Origin of the sequence: Stenotrophomonas sp. HITSZ_GD (assembly GCF_029543105.1) — a bacterium.
In the GTDB taxonomy this organism is placed as follows: domain Bacteria; phylum Pseudomonadota; class Gammaproteobacteria; order Xanthomonadales; family Xanthomonadaceae; genus Stenotrophomonas_A.
In genome coordinates this window covers 57,511-78,302 of the sequence record NZ_JARQXB010000013.1, presented here as the reverse complement: position 1 = coordinate 78,302, position 20,792 = coordinate 57,511, and the positions used below count along the sequence as shown (strand labels likewise).

Sequence of the window (20,792 nt, the reverse complement as noted above, 5' to 3'; positions counted from 1 at the left end):
GCGCAAGCGTACCCGATGCGCGAGGGAGGCGGCATGGCCGATACTGGCGAGGTTTCCGCAGACGGGCGACCCGAGACGATGAGCGAGATCCTGGTGCTGTACTACAGCCGTGGCGGTTCGGTGGCACGGCTGGCGCGCCAGATCGCGCGGGGCGTGGGCGAGGTGCCCGGCATGACGGCGCGCCTGCGCACGGTGCCGCCGGTCTCGGCGCTGACCCAGCCCATCGCCCCGCCGGTGCCCGAGGAAGGCGCCCCGTATGTCGAGCCGGCCGACCTGATCGAATGCGTCGGCGTGGCCCTGGGCAGCCCCACGCGCTTTGGCAACATGGCCGCCCCGATGAAACACTTCCTGGACGGCCTGGGCGCCGAATGGGCCAGCGGCACGCTGGCCGGCAAGCCGGCGGCGGTGTTCACCTCCACCGCCTCACTGCACGGCGGGCAGGAATCGACCCTGCTGTCGATGCACCTGCCCCTGCTGCACCATGGCTGCGTGATCGTCGGCATTCCCTTCACCGAGCCGGCGCTGAGCCACACCCGCAGCGGCGGCACGCCGTATGGCGCCAGCCATGTGGCCGGCGTCACCGACGATCCGCAACCCAGCGAAGAGGAAGTGCAACTGGCGCGGGCACTGGGCCGCCGCCTGGCCACCTTCGCGCACAAGCTCGCCGCGCCGTGAGCCGGTCCCTCGCGCGCTGGAGCCTGGGCCTGGCGCTGCTGGGCCTGGGCGCGCTGTACCTGTACGCCTTCCACGACGACCGCCACCGCACCGCGGCCTGGCTGGTATTCGCGCTGCCGCCATGGCTCCTGGCCGCCGCGCTGCCGCGCAGCACGCGCGCCGCGTTCTGGGCGGGCGTGCTGGCGCTGTTCTGGTTCAGCCATGGCGTGATGGTCGCCTGGAGCGGCGGTTACGCGCCCGCGCTGGCGGCGCTGGAAATCGTGCTGTCGCTGTGGGTGATCGGCGCGGCCAGCGCGCCCGGGCTGCGCGCCCGCTTCGGCCGGCGCCGGGGCTGAGCCGCGGCCGGCCGGGTATCATGGGTGCCTGCGCGCCGCGTCGTTCGCGCGCCCCGTAACCGGAACAGGCAACCGCAATGGAAGAACTCCTGATCGTCACCACCGGCGGCACGATCGACAAAATCTACTTCGACGACAAGTCGGACTACCAGATCGGCGACCCGCAGATCGGCCAGATCCTCAAGGAACTGGGCGTGACGTTCCGCTTCACCGTCATCCCGATCATCCGCAAGGACTCGCTGCACATCAACGACGCCGACCGCGAGCTGATCCGCGCCACCGTCGCCGCGCAGCCGGCGCGCCACGTGCTGATCACCCACGGCACCGACAGCATGGTGCAGACCGGCATGGTGCTGAAGTCGATCCCGGACAAGACCATCGTGATGACCGGCGCGCTGAACCCGGCGCGCTTCCGCGGTTCGGACGCCGAGTTCAACATCGGTTGCGCGGTGGGCGCGGTGCAGAGCCTGCCGGCCGGCGTGTACATCGCCATGAACGGCCGCATCTGGAACCCGGACCACGTGCGCAAGAACGTGGCGGCCAACCGCTTCGAGGCGGCCTGATCCGCGATGTCTAAAGCCACGCGCGCGACCCGGCAGCTGGACGCCGCGCGCGTGGCCTATCGGCTGCATCCCTATGATTTCGATGCTGACGCCGTCGCTGGCAAGGGCATGCATGCCGCCCAGTCGCTGGGCGTGGCGCCCGAGCGCGTCTTGAAGACGCTGATGGCGTGGGTGGACGAGCGCGCGGTATGCGCGGTGATTCCTTCGGATCGGCAATTGCAGCTCAAGCGGCTGGCGGCGGCATGCGGCGGCAAGTCCGCGCGCATGATGGAGATAGCCGAGGCCGAGCGCCGCAGCGGCTACAAGGTCGGCGGCATCAGTCCGTTCGCGCAGCAGCGGCCGGTACCGGTGTGGATCGAAAGCGATGCGCTGGCGCATGACAGCGTGTGGATCAACGCCGGCCAGCGTGGCTTGCTGCTGGAGATCGCACCGCAGGCGGCCGTGGCGGTGCTGCACGCCGAGGCGGGCGCCATCAGCAGCGATTGAAGCGGCTCGACCGCGCGCGAATGCCACGCCGCGCCAATACCCTGCCCGCCAGCGAGCGATGTCTCGACGCGCGACAGGCGGGACCGCGGCCAGCGGCCCCGCCTGCTGCCCATCGCCGCGTCAGTAGGTCGCCGTGAGCGTCACGCCCGAGAACGTGGAGTACGCCTTGACCCGGATGTAGTAGGTCCCGGTCGAAGGCGCGCTGATCGTGCACGTCTCGGTATTGCCGCTGAGGTACGGCCGGCAGGCATAGGTGGTATCGGTCGGCGCGCTGCCGAAGCGCACGTACAGGTCGGCATCGCCGCTGCCGCCGGCGATCTTCACCGTCAGCGTGCTGCGCCCGGCGGGCACGGCGATGGTGTAGTTCAGCGAGGCGCCGGTGCTGGCCGACAAGCCGCTCACCGGCACGCCGCTGGTCAGCGTGGTGCCGCCACCCCCACCACCGCCACCGCCGCCCTTCGCCGCGGTGACCGCCGCGTTGGCATTGACGATGCCCGCGCCGCAGCCGCCGCTGCAGGCGCCCGGCAACGGGCTGGCGGTGCTCTTGAGCGTCGCTTCGACCGTGGCGGGGGTCAGCGCGGTGGGCGCCACCGACTGCATCAGCGCGACCACGCCGGCCACGTGCGGCGAGGCCATCGAGGTGCCGTTGTAGGAGGCGTAGCTCGCCGAGCCCGGCGTGGTGGTGCCGCTGTTGAGCGTGGACAGGATGCTCTGCCCCGGCGCGGAGACGTCGATGCCGGTGCCGTAGTTGGAGAAGCTGGCCTTCGCGCCGGCCGAGGTGGTGGCCGCCACGGCCACCACGTTGGCGCAGTTGGCCGGCACCGAACCGGAGACGTTGGCCGCCGAGTTGCCCGCGGCCACCACCACCGTGGTGCCGCGCGAGACCGCGCCGTTGATCGCGTTCTGGTAGGTGGTCGAGCAGGTGCCGCTGCCGCCGAGGGACATATTGATCACCTCGGCGGGGTTGGCGTTGGCGGGCACGCCGCTCACGGTGCCGCCGGAGGCCCACACGATGGCGTCGGCGATGTCGGAGGTATAGCCACCGCAGCGGCCGAGCACGCGCACCGGCACGATCTTGGCATTGAACGCGGTGCCGGCCACGCCGACGGCGTTGTTGGTCACCGCGGCGATCGTGCCGGCCACGTGGGTGCCGTGCCAGCTGGAGTTGGTCACCGGGGAGCCGCTGTAGCACTCGTTCGCCACGGGGTTCCAGTCGCCCTCGTCGGCGGGATTGGAATCGCGCCCGTCGCCGTCGCGCGAGACGAAGGTGTCGCTGATGAAGTCGTAGCCCGGGAGGATGTTCGCGTTGAGGTCCGGGTGGTTGGTGATGCCGGTGTCGATCACCGCCACCACCACGCCGGTGCCGGTGGCCTGGTCCCAGGCGGGGCGCACGTTGATGCCGGCGCTGGTGGTGCCAAAGCCCCACTGTTCGGACAGGCGGGGGTCGTTCGGGGTGAGCGTGGGGCGCAGCAGCTGGTCGACTTCGACGCTGACCACGTTAGGGTCGGCGGCGAGGCGGCGCATCAGGGTTTCGGCTTCGGCGCGGTCGAGCGGGCGGTCGGCCTTGACCAGCTGCGGGCCGACGGCCAGGCGGCGCACGGAGCTCAGGCCTAGCAGGGTGCCGCCCTTGGCCGGCACGGAGGCGGCGGCCGAGCGCAGTGCGGTGCCGAGGGCGTTGGCGCTGGCCAGCTCGGTACTGCCGTCGCGATAGGTGACGATGAAGCGCTGGTGGGTCGGCGCGGAGGCCAGGCCATCCAGGTAGACGTCGCCGGCGAAGGCCGGGAACGCGAGCAGCAGGGAAGTCAGTGCACAGCCCGACACGATCCATGCACGCGGGTGCACGCGGAATTGGTCCTTGGACATTGGGTGGTTACCTTCCAGGTCTACATGCGCCGCGGATGCGGCATTGACCCCGGCCGGGGACGCAGCTTGGAACGTGGATCCGGAACCGGCCGGAGCGCCCGGGCGCCCCTGATCGCCCTGAAGGAAACCTAACCAAAGACCAGACTCGGCAAAATGGGCGGAACCGGTTTCGGGGGTAACTTCTTTTCCGTTGTGTGACGCCGGGTGTCAATGTTCAGACATGTGGAGACATGAATGGGACAGGGCGGGACATCTGCGATTGGTTTTGTCGCGGGAAGCGGTTGGGTTGGTCGCGCGGCGAGCGGGGGGCAGGCGCGGGCGGGGGACGCCGAAAGCAGCCATCCATGGCCTCGGGCTCGTGAGGCGACATCCTGTCGCCACACGCCCCCGCCCGCGCCTGCCCCCCGCTCGCCCTCAGACCATTCCAACGCTGACCGAACATCAACGGCGATGTACACCCCTTTGGGTTGGCTCAAACAAAAAGCCCCGCGAGAGCGGGGCTTTTTTTTCATCGCGTGGCTTGGTCAGCGCAGCTGGACCAGCCAGCCGTGGCGGTCCGGGAGGCGGCCGTACTGGATGTCGGTGAGCTCCTTGCGCAGCGACATCGTCACTTCGCCCGCCGGGGCGTTGAGGTCGCCCACCGAAAAGCCTTCGCCCTTCAGCTCGCCGATCGGGGTGATCACCGCGGCGGTGCCGCAGGCGAACACTTCGCTGATCTCGCCCGAGGCCACGCCCTGCTTCCATTCGTCGATGGAGATCTTGCGCTCCTCCACCTTCAGGCCGCGGTCGCGCGCCAGCTGCAGGATGCTCTCGCGGGTGATGCCTTCCAGGATGCTGCCCGACAGCGCCGGGGTCACGATCGTGCCGTTCTTGTAGACCAGGAACACGTTCATGCCGCCCAGCTCTTCGATGTACTTGCCCTCCACCGGGTCCAGGAACAGCACCTGCGAGCAGCCCTGGGCATAGGCCTTTTGCTGCGGCAGCAGCGAGGCGGCGTAGTTGCCGCCGCACTTGGCCGCGCCCGTGCCGCCCTTGGCCGCGCGGGCATAGTCGGTGGACAGCCAGATCGACACCGGCGCCACGCCCTTGGCGAAGTACGGGCCGGCGGGGCTGGCGATCACGTAGTAGGCCGCCTTCTGCGCGGCGCGCACGCCCAGGAACGCTTCGTTGGCGATCATGAAAGGGCGGAAATACAGGCTGTTCTCGCCCACGCCGGACACCCACTCGTGGTCCACGGCCACCAGCTGGCGCAGCGATTCGACGAACAATTCCACCGGCAGTTCCGGCATCGCCAGGCGGTGGGCCGAGCGCTGCAGGCGCTTGCCGTTGGCCTCGGGGCGGAAGGTCCAGATCGAGCCATCGGCATGGCGATAGGCCTTAATGCCCTCGAAGATTTCCTGGCCGTAATGCAGCACCGCGGCGGCCGGGTCGAGCTGCAGCGGGCCGTAGGGGCGCACTTCGGCGCCGTGCCAGCCTTGTTCCTTGTCGTACTCGATCGCGACCATGTGGTCGGTGAAGTGGTTGCCGAAGCCCGGCGCGGCGAGGATGGCCTCGCGCTGCTGCGCGGTGCGCGGCGACGAAGAAGGGGTGACGCGGAAGGCCGTGGACGGCGGGGAAACGGAAGCGGACACCGGAGGATTCCTTGCGGTTTAGCGGATGACAGGGGCGCGCCGGTGGGGGGCGGCGCCGGGACCCGCCGGCAGGCGGACCCTCAGAGCATCCCGGTTTCGAGCCGGGCGGCTTCGGACATCATATGCCGGCCCCACGGCGGATCGAATACCAGCTCCACGTCGGCCTCGGCCACGGTGGGGATCAGCTCGAGCTTGCTGCGCACGTCGTCCACCAGGATCTCGCCCATGCCGCAGCCCGGCGCGGTGAGGGTCATCTTGACCTCGACCAGGCGGGTGTCGTCCTCGCGGTGCTTCATCGCCACTTCGTAGACCAGGCCCAGGTCGACGATGTTGAAGGGAATTTCCGGGTCGAAGCAGGTACGCAGCTGCTGCCAGACCAGAGCCTCGACTTCCTCGTCGCTGGCATCAGCGGGCAGCTCCAGACCCGGCGGCGGCTCCTTGCCGATCGCATCGCCATCCTTGCCGGCGATGCGGAACAGGTTGCCCTCGACGAAGACGGTGTAACTGCCGCCCAGCGCCTGGGTGATGTAGCCGTAGCTGCCGGCGGGCAGGGTCACGGCGTCGCCCTGCGGCACCATGATGGCGTCACAGTCGCGTTCGAATTGCACGGGTTCGCTGCTACGGGAATACATGGGGAACAGGTGGGGGCGGGCCCGCGTCGGGCAAGTCGTACATTTTAGGGTCTATTTCCAATCCGGCGCAGCGCGGGTACCGGAATGCCGTGTCGCGCCGGTGGCACGGGGGCTGGCGGCTGCGGGCGCAGGCCTTATCCTGTAGGCTGATCCCAGGATTTCTCGATGCCTCCCAAGACCGCGTCCGCCAGCACATCGCACTGGCTCTGGCCCCTGCTCCTGCTGCTGGGATGCGCAACCGCCCTGATCGCGTGGCTGTTGGTGGCCTTGAGCCTGAACCAGCAGGCCGGCTGGATGGCGATCGTGGTGGCACTGGAATCGGCGTTCATGCTGCGGCTGGGGACCTTCCGGCCGGGTGCCACGCGCGCGGTGATCGCGATGGCTGCCACGCTGCTGGTGATCCTCTGCGCGCAATGGGCGATCGCTTCGGCGCAGCTGGGGTTCGTGATGGGGCTGGACGTACTCGCCTCCAGCTTGCGGATGGGCCCGCGGCTGGCGTGGCTGCTCAGTTCGATGGCGAACGGGTGGTTCGACGTGGTGTGTTGGGCGCTGGGGTTGGGCGTGGCTTGGGTGGTGGGCAGGTAGGTTTCCGGGCGGCTTGCGTGGCGTAGGCGGGCAGTGGCGTGCGCGGGCAGTGTTGTCGGCGGGCAGTGGCGTAGGCTTGCGGTGCGGGCCCCGGCCTGGCGGATAGCTTCGTCGCGGCTCGGTCAGACATCCTGTCTGACTCGCCGCCGCGGGCCATCCATGGCCCGCTGACGAAACTATCCGCCAGACCGGCGCTAGGCGCCTTCGGGTTCCCACTTCGAAAGACGCGCGTCCCCACAGGAGTGGGGAAAGCGCAAAGGCACAGGCGAACCCCAGCACTCGCCTGACTTTTTCATTCTCCAGATATCAGCTCTGCTTTCTTCAGAAGCGCAGCGTGCCGCGTCGTGCAGGTTGGCGCGCAACGCGGCAGGCGAAGCAAACGCTTGTGTCGTCCGGCCGCGAGAATCTGAAGGGTCAGCGGGGGTGGGGCCGTTTCGGGACCGTAGGCGACATGGATGTCGCCTACGAGCCTCCATGGATGGATTCACGGCGTGTCCCGAAACGGCCCCGCCCCCGCTGGCCGTGCAGGGCGTCCGGACAGCCGATCAACATCGCAAGCCAATCCCCCCAAAAAATCACAGCAGGCAAAGCAAAAAGGGCGGCCAACGGCCGCCCAACCCAACCACCCCACCCCACCGAACACCGCTCAGTGCCCCCCTTCCAACGCCTTGAGCTCGCTCACCAGCGCCCCCGCCGCCTCAGCCCCATCCCCATAGAGCATCCGCGTGTTGTCCGCGTAGAAGAGCGCGTTCTCGATCCCCGCAAACCCCGTCCCCTTGCCGCGCTTGATCACGATGACGTTCTTCGAATCGACCACGTCCAGGATCGGCATCCCGTAGATCGGGCTGGACGGATCGGTCTTCGCCACCGGGTTCACCACATCGTTGGCCCCGATCACCAGCGACACATCGGTGCTGGCGAATTCCGGATTGATGTCGTCCATGTCCGCGATCAGGTCGTAGGGCACCCCCGCCTCGGCCAGCAGCACGTTCATGTGGCCCGGCATGCGCCCCGCCACCGGATGGATCGCGAACTTCACCTTCACCCCGCGCGCGATCAACCGTTGCGCCAGCTCCCAGATCTTGTGCTGCGCCTGCGCCACCGCCATGCCGTAGCCCGGCACGATCACCACCCGCTCGGCGTAGGCCATCATCGCCGCCGCGTCGGCCGCCTCGATCGGCTTCTGCGCGCCTTCGATCGCCTGCCCCTGCCCGCCCCCGCCGAAGTTCGAGAACAGCACGCCGCTGATCGGCCGGTTCATCGCCTTGGCCATCAACCGCGTCAGCAGGATGCCCGCCGCGCCGACCATCATGCCGGCGATGATCAACGCCTCGTTGCCCAGCACGTAGCCTTCGAACGACACCGCCAGGCCGGTGAACGCGTTGTACAACGAGATCACCACCGGCATGTCCGCACCGCCGATCGGCAGCGTCATCAACACGCCCAGCGCCAGCGCCGCCACGAAGAAGGCGATGATCGCCACCGGTTGCAGCGACACGCCCGCCCACAGGCCGAGCAGCACCACCGCCAACGCCACGGCCAGGTTGAAGGCTTGCTGCGCCGGAAAGGTGACGCGGCGGTCGAGCCGGCCATCGAGCTTGGCCCACGCGATGATCGAGCCGGACAGCGACACCGCGCCGATCGCCGCGCCCACCACCGCCAGCGCCACCGTCGTGCCACCCGGCTGGCGCGCGGCCAGGTCGGCCAGCGCGCTTTCGCTCCAGTGCGTGGTGTCGCGATGGGCCAGGAAGGCAAACCGCAGCAGCTCCACCGCGCCGATCGCCGCCGCCGAGCCACCGCCCATGCCGTTGTACAGCGCCACCATCTGCGGCATGTCGGTGATGGCCACTTTCTTGGCCGACCCCCACGCCGCGGCCGTGCCGATCACCACCGCCGCCAGGATCAGCGGCAGGTTGTGCAGCCCCGGCAGGAAGAACGTCGCCACCGTCGCCAGCAACATGCCCGCACCGGCCCAGCGGATGCCGCTGCGCGCCGTCAGCGGCGAGGCCATGCGTTGCAGGCCGAGCAGGAACAACGTCGCCGCGACGAGATAACTGGCCTTGACCAGCCAGTCCAGCCATTCCACCGTGGAGACGTTCAAGCGCCGCCCTCCGGCTTGCCGCCCTGGCGTGCGCTGGGCTTGAACATCTCCAGCATGCGCTCGGTCACCACGTAGCCGCCGGCCGCATTGCCCGCGCCCAGCAGCACCGCCAGGAACCCGAGCGCCTTCTCCAGCGTGGTGTCCGCGTGGCCGAGCACCACGATCGCGCCGATCAGCACGATGCCGTGGATGAAGTTAGACCCCGACATCAGTGGCGTGTGCAGGATCACCGGCACCCGCGAGATGATCACGTGGCCGGCGATCGCCGCCAGCATGAAGATGTACAACGCCACGAATCCGTCGGCCATCGTCCACTGTCCCCGTCTTGGTCGGATGGCTTGCATCATAACCGCCCATGAATGGGCCGCCAGCCGGTCAACCTGTCGCGCCCCTGTGCGTTGACCGGGTATTCCGCAAGGGAAGCTACGCTGTGCTGGTGGGTACCCCTCTCGATCCGCAAACCGAAGCGCCGGCGCCGCCGGCCTCGCTCGACGCGTTCCTCGCCGGCATCGGCCCGCGGGCGTTCCGCTTCGCCGAGGCCGGGCTGCGCCACCGCGAGGACGCGCTGGATGCCGTCCAGGACGCGATGGTCAAGCTGCTCGCCTACCGCGACCGGCCGGCAAGCGAGTGGACGCCGTTGTTCTGGAGCATCCTGCGCAGCCGCATCGTCGACGTGCAGCGCCGGCGAGGCTTCCGCCTGAAGTTCTGGGCCCCCGCGCCGGAGGCCGACGGCGAGACCCGCATCGACTGGGCCGACACCGGCGGTGGCCCGGCCGAGGCGCAGGACCGCCGCGAGGCCTACGCGCGGCTCGTGCAGGCACTGCGCGGGTTGCCCGCCCGCCAGCGCGAGGCGTTCACCCTGCGCGTGCTGGAAGAACTGGATGTGGCCACCACCGCCCAGGTGATGGGCTGTTCGCAAGGGTCGGTGAAGACCCATCTGTCGCGGGCCCGCGAGGCCCTGCAGCAACAACTCGAGGATTTCCGGTGAACACCACGGACCATCAATCGCAAGCCTTCGACACGCACGCCCGCGACCTGCACCAGGCCGCGCTGGGCGCGCTCGACCCGGCCACGCTGGCGCGCCTGCGCGCCGCCCGCCAGGGCGCCACCGCGGCCGCGCCGCGGCATGGCCGCCACCGCGCCCTGTGGATGGCCACGGCCTGTTCGGCGGTGCTGGCGCTGGGACTGGGCGTGCACTTCAACCTGTCCTCGCCGGTTCCCTCGGCACCGGGCGCGGTATCGCAGCAGGTCGCCAGCGTCGATGCGGACGAGGTGCTGGACCAGAATCCCGATCTTTATGTCTGGCTGGGATCGCAGAACGCCCTGGCCATGGAGTACAGCCGATGAAAACCTCCACCCGCCTGCTGTTGACCGTGCTGCTGGCGCTCGGCAGCGCCGGTGCCTGGGCGCAGGCCGCGCCCCCGCCCCCTCCTGCCCCCCCGCCGGGGCCGCCCGGTGCGCCGCCGGCCACGCTGCCGGACTGGGACCACCTGAGCCCGGCACAGCGCGAGATGCTGATCGCCTCGGTGCGCCAGCGCTGGAACGATGCGCCCGAACAGCGCGAGCGCATGCTGCGGCACGCGCAGCGCTGGCAGGCGATGACGCCCGAACAGCGTCGCCAGGCGGCCGACGGCATGCGGCGCTTCGAGCACATGTCGCCGCAGCAGCGGCGCGAGGCCAAGGTGCTGTTCGACCAGATGCGGCAGATGGACCCCGCGCAGCGCAAGGCCCTGCTCGACCGCTGGCAGAAGATGAGCCCGCAGCAGCGGCAGGCGTGGATCAGCGCGCACGACGACGGAAACGAGCGCTAGGTCGCCGCGCGCGCTTCGCCCCTCGGCGCGGTCGCGCCGGCGGCGCCTTCCGCCATCGCGGCAGGCGCGGCTTCAGCGGCGGCGGGAAATCGGCAAGTCGCGGCCGCGCGCCGCCCGTCGCCTCACACCCAGCGCGTCTTCGCCAGCAGTTCGTCTTCCCAGTCGAACACGATCTCCCCCTCGCGCACGAACAGGCTCACGAAGTTCAGCACGTTGCGCGCGAACATCTCGCTCGCATGCACGGCCCCCAGGCTGGCCAGGTTCAACGGACCGGCGATGGTCACCCCCGCCTCCACCACGGTCTCGCCCGGCCGCGTGCGTTCGCAGTTGCCGCCGGTTTCCGCGGCGAGGTCCACCACCACGCTGCCCGGCTTCATCCCGGCCACCATCGCCGCGCTCAATATCTTCGGCGCGGGCCTGCCCGGCACCGCGGCCGTGCACACCACCACGTCCACGCCGCGCAGGTGATCGGCGAGCCGGCGCTGCTGCTCTGCGCGTTCCTCCTCGGTCAGCGCGCGCGCGTAACCGCCCTCGCCGGCCGCGCTGACGCCCAGGTCGAGGAACCGTGCGCCCAGCGATTCGATCTGTTCGCGCGTTTCCGGGCGCACGTCGAAGCCTTCCACCTGCGCGCCCAGCCGGCGGGCGGTGGCGATCGCCTGCAGGCCGGCCACGCCGGCGCCCACCACCAGCACCTTGGACGGGCGGATGGTGCCGGCGGCGGTGGTCAGCATCGGAAAAAAGCGCGGCGCCAGTTCGGCGGCGATCAGCGCGGCCTTGTAGCCGGCCATGCCGGCCTGCGAACTGAGCACGTCCATGGCCTGCGCGCGCGTGGTGCGCGGCAGGCGTTCGAGCGGAAATACCTGCCGCGGCACGGCGCGCAGCGCTTCGGCACGCAGCGGATCGGCTTCCGGCTGCAACAGGCCGACCAGCGTGGCGCCGCTGGCGATCTGCCGTAGCCGCGGCACCTCCGGCGCCTGCACGCACAGCACCAGCGCGGCATCGGACAAGGCCTCGCCCTCGGCCAGCGTGGCGCCGACCTGCACGTAGCTGTCGTCCGGGAAGCCGGCCTCACTGCCGGCGCCCGGCTCGATGGCCACCTGCGCGCCGAGCGCGATGAGCTTCTTCACCGTTTCCGGGGTGGCCGCCACGCGGCGCTCGCCCTCGGCGTGCTCCTTCAACACTCGCACCTGCACCGCCATGCCGTCCCCTTGCCCATGATCGCGTCGCGCCGATCCTAGCAAAGGTCCGCCCACTGCCCGGGACGACCGTTCGCCGCGGCAGGTGCCGCGGCACCGGGTTTTCAGTGGAAGGTGTTGGTCTGCGGGTCGAGGCGGTCGATCACGCCCTGCATGGCGCTGTCGAACGCGCCATCGTTGACGTGCGCGCGCAGGCGGCCCAGCCGCACCATCACGGCCAGCTCCTCCGGCGAGGCGACGCAGAAGCGCACGCCCCGGCGGTTGACGAACAGCAGGCGCGAGGAGATCGGGCTGACCCAGGACAGCTTGCCGGCCTGCACCTTGCCATCCTTGTCGACGAAATCCAGCCACGTGCCGATGGCCATCTGGCGGAAGCGGTCGGCGTCGGCGTTGTCGAAGTCTTCCAGCGTGGCGTCGCCTTCCAGCTCCACGCCGCCGGCCTCGGCGGCCGGGGGTGGCGGCAGGCTGACCTGCGGCAGTTCCGGCAGCGCCTTCTCCAGCTCCGGGCGCGCCTCGGCCACCGCCTGCAGGGTGTCGTGCAGCGCGCCGATGGCCACGAGCGCGGCATCGCCGTGCAGGCCCACGCTGGCGAACACCTTCTGCAGCGCCGGTTCCCACGCCTGCAGCCACGGCTTGCCGATGATGTGGCGGCGGGCTTCGGCCACTTCCTCTAGCACGCCATCGGCCAGGGCGACCGACTCGGCCACCGCCGGGCCTTCCTCGCCATCGCGCAGGATCGACATCGTCATGTGGTGCAGCCACGGCTGGCGCAGGAAATCCTGCACGGCCTGCGGCAGTTCGTCGTTGACGCGCTTGTCCAGCTCTTCCAGCGCGCGGCTGCGCGCCAGCTCCAGCTTCTCCTGGCCGCGCTGGGTTTCGGCCGCGCGCCGCTCGGCGATCTCGATGCGCCGGCGATGCTGGGCCAGGAAGTCGCGGAATTCTTCCTCCAGCGTGAGGAAGATCGCCAGGTTCTCGTTGAACTCGGCCACCAGCCGCTCGATGATCTCCTCGACCTTGCCCATCAGCACGCGCTCGGCGGGGCTGTCGCCGGCGTTGCCCTCGCAGGCCTCGGCCAGCGAGTTGAGCAGGCGCCGCGCCGGGTGGGTCTTCTGCACGAACATCTTGCGGTCCAGCAGCGCCACCTTGACGAAGGGCACCACCAGCTTGCCGATCAGTTCGCGCGAGCGGCCTTCCAGGTCGCGCTCGTCCAGCATCACGTCGAACAGCATGCCGACCAGGTCGATGGCGTCCTCGTCCATCGGGTCCAGGCGCGCGCTGGCCGGGTCCACGCCCAGCTGGGTGGCGCTGGAAAGCACTTCGCTCTTGAGCCGCTGCGCCAGCGATTCGCCATCGTCGCCGATGGCCGCGTTGAGCGTGGCGCTCGGCGTGGCCTGCAGCAGGGACAGCACCGACATCATCTCGCGCTGGCTCAACGGGCGCTGCTGGCCCATCGCCGCCGAGGCGGCCGAGGCCGCGCTGGTGGCGTTGTCGCGCACGTTGCGGGTCTGCTGCAGCAACTCGTGCAGGGCTTCCAGCAGCATGCCCTGGTTGCCGCCCGGGTGGCCGTCGGCGCCCAGGTCGTCGCTACCGCCGCCTTCGCGGCCGCGGTGGGCTGCCTGCAGGCGGCCCCGGCTCTGCGCCCAGCGGTTGACGAAGCGGTTGGCCCAGGCCGGCGCGTACTGCTCGTCGAATTCGTCCTCGTTGCCGGCGCCGAAAGGATCGGCCTCCTCGCGCTGCGGCGGGCGCGGCGGCGGGCGGCGCGGCTGGGAGATTTCCGGCATCACGCCCGCCTTGGCGAGCAGTTCGTCCAGCTGCACGTACAGCCGCGCGATCGGCTCGGCCAAGTCGCGCTCGCACAGCTTGATCAACACCAGGCGCACTTCCGGCGCCAGGTCGCTGGTGGCGAAGGCTTCGTGGATCGCCACGCCGATATGTTCCGGGCCGATCGGGTCGGTATCCGAGCCCAGCTCCATGCCGCCGGCGATCCAGCCCAGGCGGCGGTCCAGGTGCGCCAGCACCGGCTTGCATTCGCGCTGCAGCACGCTGGCGAGGTTGCGCACGGCCAGGCGCGATTCGAGTTCGTGCTCCGGCACCAGGCTCAGCCCGCCCGCCGGCGCGGGCTGGCCGGACAGCGCGGCCTCCGCCGACAGCGGCAAGCCCTGCTCCAGCGATTGCCAGGAGCCTTCCATCTGGGTGCGGAACCGGCTGACGATCTCCTCGCGGCGGCGGCGCAGCTCGCGCATGCCATCGAGGAACACGAGCTGCGACGCGCCGGCGTTTTCGGCGCGGTCGAACAGCACGTCGTCGAACCGCGTCACCGCGGCGGCGAACGCCTGGGCGAGCGCGGGCAGGAACGCATCCCGCGCCTGCGCGAGCAAACGCGGATCACGCCCGGGGTGACCCAGCGGGCTGGGGGTGGACATCATGCGCAAAGGCTCCCCGCCCTTGCAGGCGTATAGATGAGGAAGACTGATAGAACGACAGACGCGGCCCCTGTTCCCGCCTGCGCATGGTAGGCGGGGCCACGGGCGCGCGACAGTGACGACAATCGCATTTCGATTCCTGGCTACCGGCGCTACATCGTAGCGCGCATTTGCTCGCAACGCCTGTCAGGACAAGGCTTGCGACCGCAACAGTCAAACCCGCGGAGGCGCCTGCTCCAGGCCATCGACCACGCCCTGCATGGCGCTGTAGAAGGCATCGCCTTCGCGGTGCAGGCGCAGCCGGTCCAGCCAGACCATCATCGCCAGTTCCTCCGGCGAGGCCACGCACAGCCGCCCGCCGCGCCGGTTGACGAACATCAGCCGGCCGGAGATCGGGCTGATCCAGGAGAGCTTGCCGGGCTGGATGACGCCCTGGCGGTCGATGAAATCCAGGCAGGTGCCCACCGGCAGCACGCGGAAGAAATCGGCGGTGACCCGATCGAACTCGGCCCCGGCCTGGTCGTCCAGCATCGGGGTGAGCGCTTCGCTCTCGGCTTCCACCGGCTCGGCCAGCACGGGCAAGGGCACCGTGACCGGGGTCTGGCTGGGCGCCAGGCGCACCAGTTCCAGGCTGCGGCGCAGCCCATCGCAGGCGGTGGCCGCTTCCGGCGGGGCCAGGCCAGCCTGGGCGAACACCTGCAACAGCGATTCGCGCTCGGCCGCCAGCCAGCCTTCCTCCGGCGCCGGCTGCGCCGCGCGCGCCTGGCGCCATTGCGCGAGCACCGCATCGCCCAACGCCAGCGCGGCGTCCAGCGCCGGGCCGGCGCCATCGCCGCGCAAGGCGGCCTGCTGCACGTGCTGGTGCCAGGCGCGGGACAGGAAATGCTCCAGCGCCGGCGGCATCTCCTCGTGGCCGGCCAGCCGCTCGGACACCGCGGCGCGGGCCAGGCCGCGGGCACGCTCGCGCCGCTCCTCGGCGCGCTGCAGCTCTGTGGCGCGGCGCTCGGCGATTTCCAGCCGGCGCCGGTACTGCTCGTAGCTGGCGCCGAATTCGGCTTCCAGCGAGAGGAACACCGCCAGGTGTTCGTCGAAGTCGCGGGCGATCTCGTCCACCACCGCCTGCACCTGCGCCAGCAGCGCCTGTTCCGGGCCGGTCTCTCCACTGTTGCCGTCGCAGGCGTCGGCCAGCAGGTTGAGCAGGCGCCGCGCAGGGTGGGTGTCGCGCACGAACACGCGCGAATCGAGCAGGGCGACCTTGGCAAACGGCACCAGCAGCTGCCCGAGCAGCGCGCGCTGCCACGGCAACAGCAGGCTCTCGCGCAGGATCGCGTCGAACAGCATGCCGACCAGGTCGAGGGTGTCTTCGTCGGCCGGGTCCAGGCCGCTGTGCGCCGGGTCGATGCCGAGCATCGCGGCGGTGCCCAGGATCTCGCGCCGCAATCCGCGCGCAAGGCCCTGGCCGCCGGCGTCGATGGCCTCGAAACCGGCGCCCGGCCCGGTCTGCATCAGCGACAGCGCCGACATCAGCTCGCGCGGGGAGAGCGGCCGCGGCGGCGCGTGACCCTCGCCGCCACGCGCGCGTTGCAGCAGTTGGCGCAACGCCGGCGGCAGCACGTCGTGCTCTTCGCGCGCATGCACGTCCAGCGCGGTGGCCGCGGCCAGGCTGGTGCGCCCGCCGGACCAGTCGGAGAAGAAGCGCGCGATCCAGTCCGGCGCCGACACCGCCTCGGCGGCGCCATCGCGCGGGATCGCCTGCCGCCGCGCGCGTGCGGTGGGCAGGTCGCGCAGGCGAGTGACCTCGGCCAGCGATTTTTCCAGCCCGGCATAAAGCACGCCGACGCGGTCGCCCAGCTGCTGCTCGCATACCTTGATGATCGCCAGGTGCACGCGCGGCGCCAGGGTCAGGCCCTGGAAGGCGGCATATACCGCGGTGCCCAGGTGTTCCGGGCCGAAGGGATTGTTGTCGGCATCGATGCGCACGCCACCGGCGATGAAGCCCAGGTAGCGGTTGAGCCGCATCAGCTCCGGCCGCCAGCGGTGCTGCAAGGACCCGGCGAGGTTGCGCACGGCCAGGCGCACGTCCAGTTCGTGCTCGGGCACCAGCGTGAGGTCCTGCGGGCCCTTGGCCAGCGTGCGCTCCACCGACAGCGGGCGGCCGGCCTCCAGCGCCTGCCACGCCTTGGCGAGGTGGCCGCGGAAACCGGCGGTCACGCGCTCGCGCTGGCGGCGCAGCAGCTCGATGGCTTCGAAGTAGTCGTTCTGCCCCGCGCTGACGCGCTCGGCCTGCCGGAACAACGCCTCGGCGAGCACGTCCTGCACCTCCATGAACGCAGCCGCCAGCGGCACCAGCACGGCCTCGCGGACCTGTTCGAGCAGTTGCGGGTTGCGGCTCGGAAGCTCTTCGGACAGCGAATGGATCGTCATGGACGCGCGACTGCGGAGGCGGTGGAAGCGGCCGCCCACCGGGACACGCGCGCGCCGTGCGGCTGCCGCTGCCCCCCGATAGCGGTACCCGATGGCCGTCTATAATCGGGCCATTGCGGTTCGAAAGTGGGATTATGCACACACTTTATTCGTTGCAGGCACTCGACGAACGTCGCTCGGTGCCGTCCAGGCAGTTGGCCGAACCGGGACCGGACGACGCCACGCTGATGCGCATGTTGCAATCGGCCGTGCGCGTGCCCGACCACGGCAAGCTGGTGCCCTTCCGGTTCCTGCGCATCGCCGGCGATGCGCGGCATGCGCTGGGCGAATTCCTCGCCGCGCGCACCCGCGAGCGCGACCCCGGCGCCCCGGAGGCGGCCCTCGAAAAGGATCGGCAACGGTTCAGTTTCGCGCCACTGGTGATCACGGTGGTCGCGCACCTGCAACCCGGCCACAAGGTGCCCGAGCAGGAGCAACTGCTCACCGCCGGCTGCGTGTGCTTCGCCCTGCTGCAGGCCGCGCAGGCCTACGGCTTCGGCGCACAGTGGCTCACCGCCTGGATGGCCTACGACCCGGCCGTGGCCGAACACCTCGGCCTGGCCGCGTACGAGCGCATCGTCGGTTTCATCCATATCGGTACTCCGCGGTTGGCCGCGCCGGAACGCGAGCGGCCGGATCCGTCGGCATTGCTCGAAGATTGGACCCCATGACCCATTCCGGCTTATCGGCCGTGAACGCCGTGTCCTTGAGCCCGGCCCGGCGGCCGCTGTACCTGGTGGATGCCAGCCTGTACGTGTTCCGCGCCTGGCATTCGATGCCCGACGAGTTCCGCGACGCCCAGGGCTGGCCGACCAACGCCGTGCATGGCTTCGCCCGCTTCCTGCTCGACCTGGTCGAACGCGAGCGGCCGCAGCACGTGGTGGTGGCGTTCGACGAAGCGCTGGACAGCTGTTTCCGCCATGGCCTCTACCCCGCCTACAAGGCCAACCGCGAGCCGGCGCCGGAGGAACTGCGGCGCCAGTTCGCCCACTGCAAGGCGCTGTGCGCGGCGCTGGGGCTGGCGGTGCTGGCGCATCGCGAATACGAGGCCGACGACTTGATCGGCAGCGCGCTGCATGCCGCGCGCGCGCACGATTTCCGCGGCGTCATCGTCTCGGCCGACAAGGACCTCTCGCAGTTGCTGCTCGAACACGACGAGCAGTGGGATTTCGCGCGCGGCCTGCGCTGGGGCATGGAGGGGGTGAAGGCGCGCCACGGCGTGCACGCGCACCAGATCGCCGACTACCTGGCGCTGTGCGGCGACGCGGTGGACAACATCCCCGGCGTGAGCGGCATCGGCGCCAAGTCCGCCGCGGTGCTGCTGGCGCACTTCGGCTCGCTGGACGCCTTGCTCGCGCGCATCGACGAGGTGCCTTTCCTGCGCCTGCGCGGCGCCGCGCAGATGGCCGTGCGCCTGCGCGAGCAGCGCGAGCACGCGCTGCTGTGGCGCGAGCTCACCACCATCGCCCTGCATGCGCCGCTGGCACTGCCGGCCTCCGGTTTCGAGCGCGCACCCGGCGATGCCGACATGCTGGCCGGCCTGTGCGAGGCGCTGCGCTTCGGCCCGATGACCCGGCGCCGCCTGCACGCCGCCGCCGGCCATCCCCTCCCGACTTCTCCCTCGATGGAAGCGCCATGAACCGCCAAGATGCCGAGCCCAGGATCGTCTACGAAGGCAAATACCAGCGCATGGTCGTGCGCGGCACATGGGAATACTCCGAGCGCGTGCATGCCGGCGGCCTGGCGGCGATCATCATCGCGGTCACGCCGGAAGACAACGTGCTGTTCGTCGAGCAATTCCGCGTGCCGTTGCAGGCGCGCACGATCGAGATGCCCGCCGGGCTGGTGGGGGACATCAATGCCGGCGAGTCCATCGAGGTCTCGGCGGTGCGCGAACTGGAAGAGGAAACCGGCTGGACCGCGGCGCATGCCGAGGTGCTGATGATCGGCCCGACTTCCTCGGGCGCGAGCAGCGAGAAGATCGCCTTCGTGCGCGCCACGGGCCTGACGCGCGTGGGCGCCGGCGGCGGCGACGACAGCGAGGACATCACCGTGCACGAAATTCCTCGCCCGCGCGCCGCCGCGTGGCTGGTGGAGAAGATGGCCGCCGGCTACGAACTCGACGCCAAGCTGTGGGCCGGGCTGTGGATGATCGAACACCACCTGGATGGCACGCCGCGTGGGTGAGGCCGCGATGCGCACGCTGCTGGGCGCCGAAGACCCCGCGCCGTTCGTGGTGCACAACGCCGCGGGGCGCTCGCCCTGGCTGCTGATCGCCGACCACGCCGGCCAGCGCGTGCCCCGGGCACTGCACAACCTGGGGCTGCCGCAATCGGAACTGGACCGGCACATCGGCTGGGATATCGGTATCGCCGGCACCACCGCGCTACTGGCCGAACTACTCGACGCCATCGCGATCACCCAGGTGTATTCGCGCCTGGTGATCGACTGCAACCGGCCGCATGGCTCGCCGACGTTGATCGCCGAGCGCAGCGACGGCACCGAGGTGCCGGGCAATGCAGCGCTGGACGCACACGCGCGGCAGCAGCGCATCGACGAGATCTTCGCGCCGTACCACCAGCGCATCGTCCAGGCGCTGGATGACCGGCTGGCGCGCGGGCAGCCGACGCTGCTGGTCGCCATGCACAGCTTCACCCCGGCGATGAACGGCGTGGCACGGCCCTGGCATGCCGGCGTGCTGTATCACCGCGATGCGCGGCTGGCGCACGCGCTGCGCGATGCGCTGCGGACCGAAGACGATTTGGTGGTGGGCGACAACCAGCCCTACGCCGTGAGCGATACCAGCGACTACGCGGTGCCGGTGTATGGCGAAGGCCGCGGGCTGGTGCACGTGGAGCTGGAAATCCGCCAGGACCTGATCGCCGACGAGGCCGGGCAGCAGCTGTGGGCGCAGCGCCTGGCGCGCCTGCTGGCGCCCCTGGCGGCGCGCTTCGGCGGCGGCGCGGACTGAATCGGTGCCGGCGAGGACGCGCGGCATGCGCGCGTCCTCGCTACACCCCTGCCTGGCCGCGGCATGGCATCCGCCGCGCACGCCATGGCGGCGCGTCGGGATGGATCAGGCGAAGGCGTCGGTGGCGCGGATCAGCGCGTCGACGTTCTCGGCCTCGAACGCCGAATGGCCCGAGGTCGGGGTGATCTCCAGCTTCGCCTTCGGCCAGGCCTTGTGCAGGTCCCACGCGTTCTGCAGCGGGCACACCACGTCGTAGCGGCCGTGCACGATCACGCCGGGGATATCGGCAATGCGCGGCGCGTCGCGCAGCAGTTGGTCGTCGACCTCGAAGAAGCCGCCGTTGACGAAGTAGTGGTTCTCGATGCGGGCGAACGCGAGCGCGAATTTCGCATCCTCATGGCCGCTGACGAAATCCGAATCCACGCGCAGGAAGCTCGTCGCGCCTTCCCACACGCTCCAGGCGCGCGCGGCGGCCAGGCGCACCGACTCGTCCTCGCTGGTGAGGCGGCGATGGAACGCGGAGATCAGGTCGTGGCGCTCCACCGGCGGAATCGCCTTGAGGTAGTGCTCCCACGCATCCGGGAACAGGCGGTTGGCGCCTTCCTGGTAGAACCACTCCAGCTCCCAGCGGCGCAGCATGAAGATGCCGCGCAGCACCAGCTCGGTGACCCGCTCCGGATGCTTCTGCGCATAGGCCAGCGCCAGCGTCGAGCCCCAGCTGCCGCCGAACACCTGCCAGCGCGCGATGCCCAGCTGCTCGCGCAGCTGCTCGATATCGGCCACCAGGTCCCAGGTGGTGTTGTCCACGAGGTCGGCGTGCGGGGTGGAACGGCCCGAGCCACGCTGGTCGAACAGCACGATGTGGTACTTGGCCGGGTCGTGGAAGCGGCGCATCTTGGCGCTGATGCCGCCGCCCGGGCCGCCATGCAGCAGCACCACCGGCTTGCCCTGCGGATTGCCGCACTGCTCGAAGTACAGCGTGTGGCGGTCGTCCACCTTCAACGTGCCGGTGGCAAAGGGTTCGATCTCCGGATACAGCGTGCGCATGCTCAGCGTG

At 70.2% G+C, this 20,792-nt stretch carries 21 protein-coding genes; 12 read left to right on the top strand and 9 right to left on the bottom strand.

All coding sequences use genetic code 11. The annotated features are described in order from the left end of the window. Nucleotides 1–78 precede the first annotated feature (78 nt). The 4 genes from wrbA to ybaK all read left to right on the top strand — a co-directional run bounded on the left by wrbA (nucleotide 79) and on the right by ybaK (nucleotide 2,059). The gene (gene wrbA / locus P6166_RS13530) at nucleotides 79–675 is read left to right on the top strand and encodes an NAD(P)H:quinone oxidoreductase (RefSeq protein WP_277764984.1); all 597 of its coding nucleotides are present in this window, start codon (nucleotides 79–81) and stop codon (nucleotides 673–675) included. Then, complete coding sequence (locus P6166_RS13525) at nucleotides 672–1,010, top strand: DUF2069 domain-containing protein (protein WP_277764983.1); 339 nt, start codon at nucleotides 672–674, stop codon at nucleotides 1,008–1,010. The genes wrbA and P6166_RS13525 overlap by 4 nt, the downstream gene beginning before the upstream one ends. Nucleotides 1,011–1,087: 77 nt before the next feature. After that, on the top strand, nucleotides 1,088–1,573 hold the full coding sequence (locus P6166_RS13520; protein WP_277764982.1) for an asparaginase domain-containing protein: 486 nt from the start codon (nucleotides 1,088–1,090) through the stop codon (nucleotides 1,571–1,573). Nucleotides 1,574–1,579: 6 nt separating this feature from the next. Next, nucleotides 1,580–2,059 carry a Cys-tRNA(Pro) deacylase gene (gene ybaK, locus P6166_RS13515; RefSeq protein WP_277764981.1) on the top strand — a complete coding sequence of 160 codons (480 nt, stop codon included), beginning with the start codon at nucleotides 1,580–1,582 and terminating at the stop codon, nucleotides 2,057–2,059. Nucleotides 2,060–2,179: 120 nt separating this feature from the next. Here ybaK and P6166_RS13510 read toward each other — a convergent pair whose 3' ends face one another. The 3 genes from P6166_RS13510 to sufT form a co-directional block, all read right to left on the bottom strand. Then, on the bottom strand, nucleotides 2,180–3,922 hold the full coding sequence (locus P6166_RS13510; protein WP_277764980.1) for a S8 family peptidase: 1,743 nt from the start codon (nucleotides 3,920–3,922) through the stop codon (nucleotides 2,180–2,182). A gap of 524 nt (nucleotides 3,923–4,446) precedes the next feature. Continuing rightward, entirely contained in the window at nucleotides 4,447–5,553 is a 1,107-nt protein-coding gene (locus P6166_RS13505) for a branched-chain amino acid aminotransferase (protein ID WP_277764979.1), read from the bottom strand. Nucleotides 5,554–5,633: 80 nt separating this feature from the next. Beyond that, nucleotides 5,634–6,185: a putative Fe-S cluster assembly protein SufT gene (gene sufT, locus P6166_RS13500; RefSeq protein WP_277764978.1), complete on the bottom strand. Its 552-nt coding sequence runs from the start codon at nucleotides 6,183–6,185 to the stop codon at nucleotides 5,634–5,636. 165 nt (nucleotides 6,186–6,350) lie between these two features. On the opposite strand from sufT, the gene P6166_RS13495 reads away from it, so the two are divergent. After that, nucleotides 6,351–6,770 carry a hypothetical protein gene (locus P6166_RS13495; protein WP_277764977.1) on the top strand — a complete coding sequence of 140 codons (420 nt, stop codon included), beginning with the start codon at nucleotides 6,351–6,353 and terminating at the stop codon, nucleotides 6,768–6,770. Nucleotides 6,771–7,416: 646 nt separating this feature from the next. On the opposite strand, the gene P6166_RS13490 is transcribed toward P6166_RS13495, so the two are convergent. Continuing rightward, the gene (locus tag P6166_RS13490) at nucleotides 7,417–8,871 is read right to left on the bottom strand and encodes an NAD(P)(+) transhydrogenase (Re/Si-specific) subunit beta (protein ID WP_277764976.1); all 1,455 of its coding nucleotides are present in this window, start codon (nucleotides 8,869–8,871) and stop codon (nucleotides 7,417–7,419) included. Next, on the bottom strand, nucleotides 8,868–9,179 hold the full coding sequence (locus P6166_RS13485) for an NAD(P) transhydrogenase subunit alpha (protein WP_277764975.1): 312 nt from the start codon (nucleotides 9,177–9,179) through the stop codon (nucleotides 8,868–8,870). Before P6166_RS13485 ends, P6166_RS13490 begins: the two co-directional genes overlap by 4 nt. 122 nt (nucleotides 9,180–9,301) lie before the next feature. On the opposite strand from P6166_RS13485, the gene P6166_RS13480 reads away from it, so the two are divergent. The 3 genes from P6166_RS13480 to P6166_RS13470 are packed head-to-tail and all read left to right on the top strand — an operon-like array spanning nucleotide 9,302 to nucleotide 10,682. Next, nucleotides 9,302–9,859, top strand: coding sequence for an RNA polymerase sigma factor (locus P6166_RS13480; protein WP_277764974.1), 558 nt, complete (start codon nucleotides 9,302–9,304; stop codon nucleotides 9,857–9,859). Continuing rightward, the gene (locus P6166_RS13475) at nucleotides 9,856–10,218 is read left to right on the top strand and encodes a hypothetical protein (RefSeq protein ID WP_277764973.1); all 363 of its coding nucleotides are present in this window, start codon (nucleotides 9,856–9,858) and stop codon (nucleotides 10,216–10,218) included. Before P6166_RS13480 ends, P6166_RS13475 begins: the two co-directional genes overlap by 4 nt. Further along, nucleotides 10,215–10,682, top strand: coding sequence for a DUF3106 domain-containing protein (locus P6166_RS13470; RefSeq protein WP_277764972.1), 468 nt, complete (start codon nucleotides 10,215–10,217; stop codon nucleotides 10,680–10,682). Before P6166_RS13475 ends, P6166_RS13470 begins: the two co-directional genes overlap by 4 nt. Nucleotides 10,683–10,804: 122 nt before the next feature. Here P6166_RS13470 and P6166_RS13465 read toward each other — a convergent pair whose 3' ends face one another. The 3 genes from P6166_RS13465 to P6166_RS13455 all read right to left on the bottom strand — a co-directional run bounded on the left by P6166_RS13465 (nucleotide 10,805) and on the right by P6166_RS13455 (nucleotide 16,725). Continuing rightward, on the bottom strand, nucleotides 10,805–11,881 hold the full coding sequence (locus P6166_RS13465) for an NAD(P) transhydrogenase subunit alpha (RefSeq protein WP_277764971.1): 1,077 nt from the start codon (nucleotides 11,879–11,881) through the stop codon (nucleotides 10,805–10,807). A gap of 101 nt (nucleotides 11,882–11,982) precedes the next feature. Beyond that, entirely contained in the window at nucleotides 11,983–14,304 is a 2,322-nt protein-coding gene (locus P6166_RS13460) for a DUF1631 domain-containing protein (RefSeq protein ID WP_277764970.1), read from the bottom strand. A gap of 210 nt (nucleotides 14,305–14,514) precedes the next feature. Continuing rightward, the gene (locus P6166_RS13455; protein ID WP_277764969.1) at nucleotides 14,515–16,725 is read right to left on the bottom strand and encodes a DUF1631 domain-containing protein; all 2,211 of its coding nucleotides are present in this window, start codon (nucleotides 16,723–16,725) and stop codon (nucleotides 14,515–14,517) included. A 134-nt stretch (nucleotides 16,726–16,859) separates the two neighbouring features. On the opposite strand from P6166_RS13455, the gene P6166_RS13450 reads away from it, so the two are divergent. The 4 genes from P6166_RS13450 to P6166_RS13435 are packed head-to-tail and all read left to right on the top strand — an operon-like array spanning nucleotide 16,860 to nucleotide 19,735. Beyond that, on the top strand, nucleotides 16,860–17,435 hold the full coding sequence (locus tag P6166_RS13450) for a nitroreductase (protein WP_277764968.1): 576 nt from the start codon (nucleotides 16,860–16,862) through the stop codon (nucleotides 17,433–17,435). Then, nucleotides 17,432–18,403, top strand: coding sequence for a 5'-3' exonuclease H3TH domain-containing protein (locus P6166_RS13445; protein WP_277764967.1), 972 nt, complete (start codon nucleotides 17,432–17,434; stop codon nucleotides 18,401–18,403). Before P6166_RS13450 ends, P6166_RS13445 begins: the two co-directional genes overlap by 4 nt. Beyond that, a complete protein-coding gene (locus P6166_RS13440) occupies nucleotides 18,400–18,951 on the top strand; it encodes an NUDIX hydrolase (protein ID WP_277764966.1) in 552 nt (183 codons plus the stop codon). Before P6166_RS13445 ends, P6166_RS13440 begins: the two co-directional genes overlap by 4 nt. Then, entirely contained in the window at nucleotides 18,932–19,735 is an 804-nt protein-coding gene (locus P6166_RS13435; protein ID WP_277764965.1) for an N-formylglutamate amidohydrolase, read from the top strand. The genes P6166_RS13440 and P6166_RS13435 overlap by 20 nt, the downstream gene beginning before the upstream one ends. Nucleotides 19,736–19,840: 105 nt before the next feature. Here P6166_RS13435 and pip read toward each other — a convergent pair whose 3' ends face one another. Then, a complete protein-coding gene (gene pip / locus P6166_RS13430; protein WP_277765001.1) occupies nucleotides 19,841–20,782 on the bottom strand; it encodes a prolyl aminopeptidase in 942 nt (313 codons plus the stop codon). Nucleotides 20,783–20,792 lie beyond the last annotated feature (10 nt).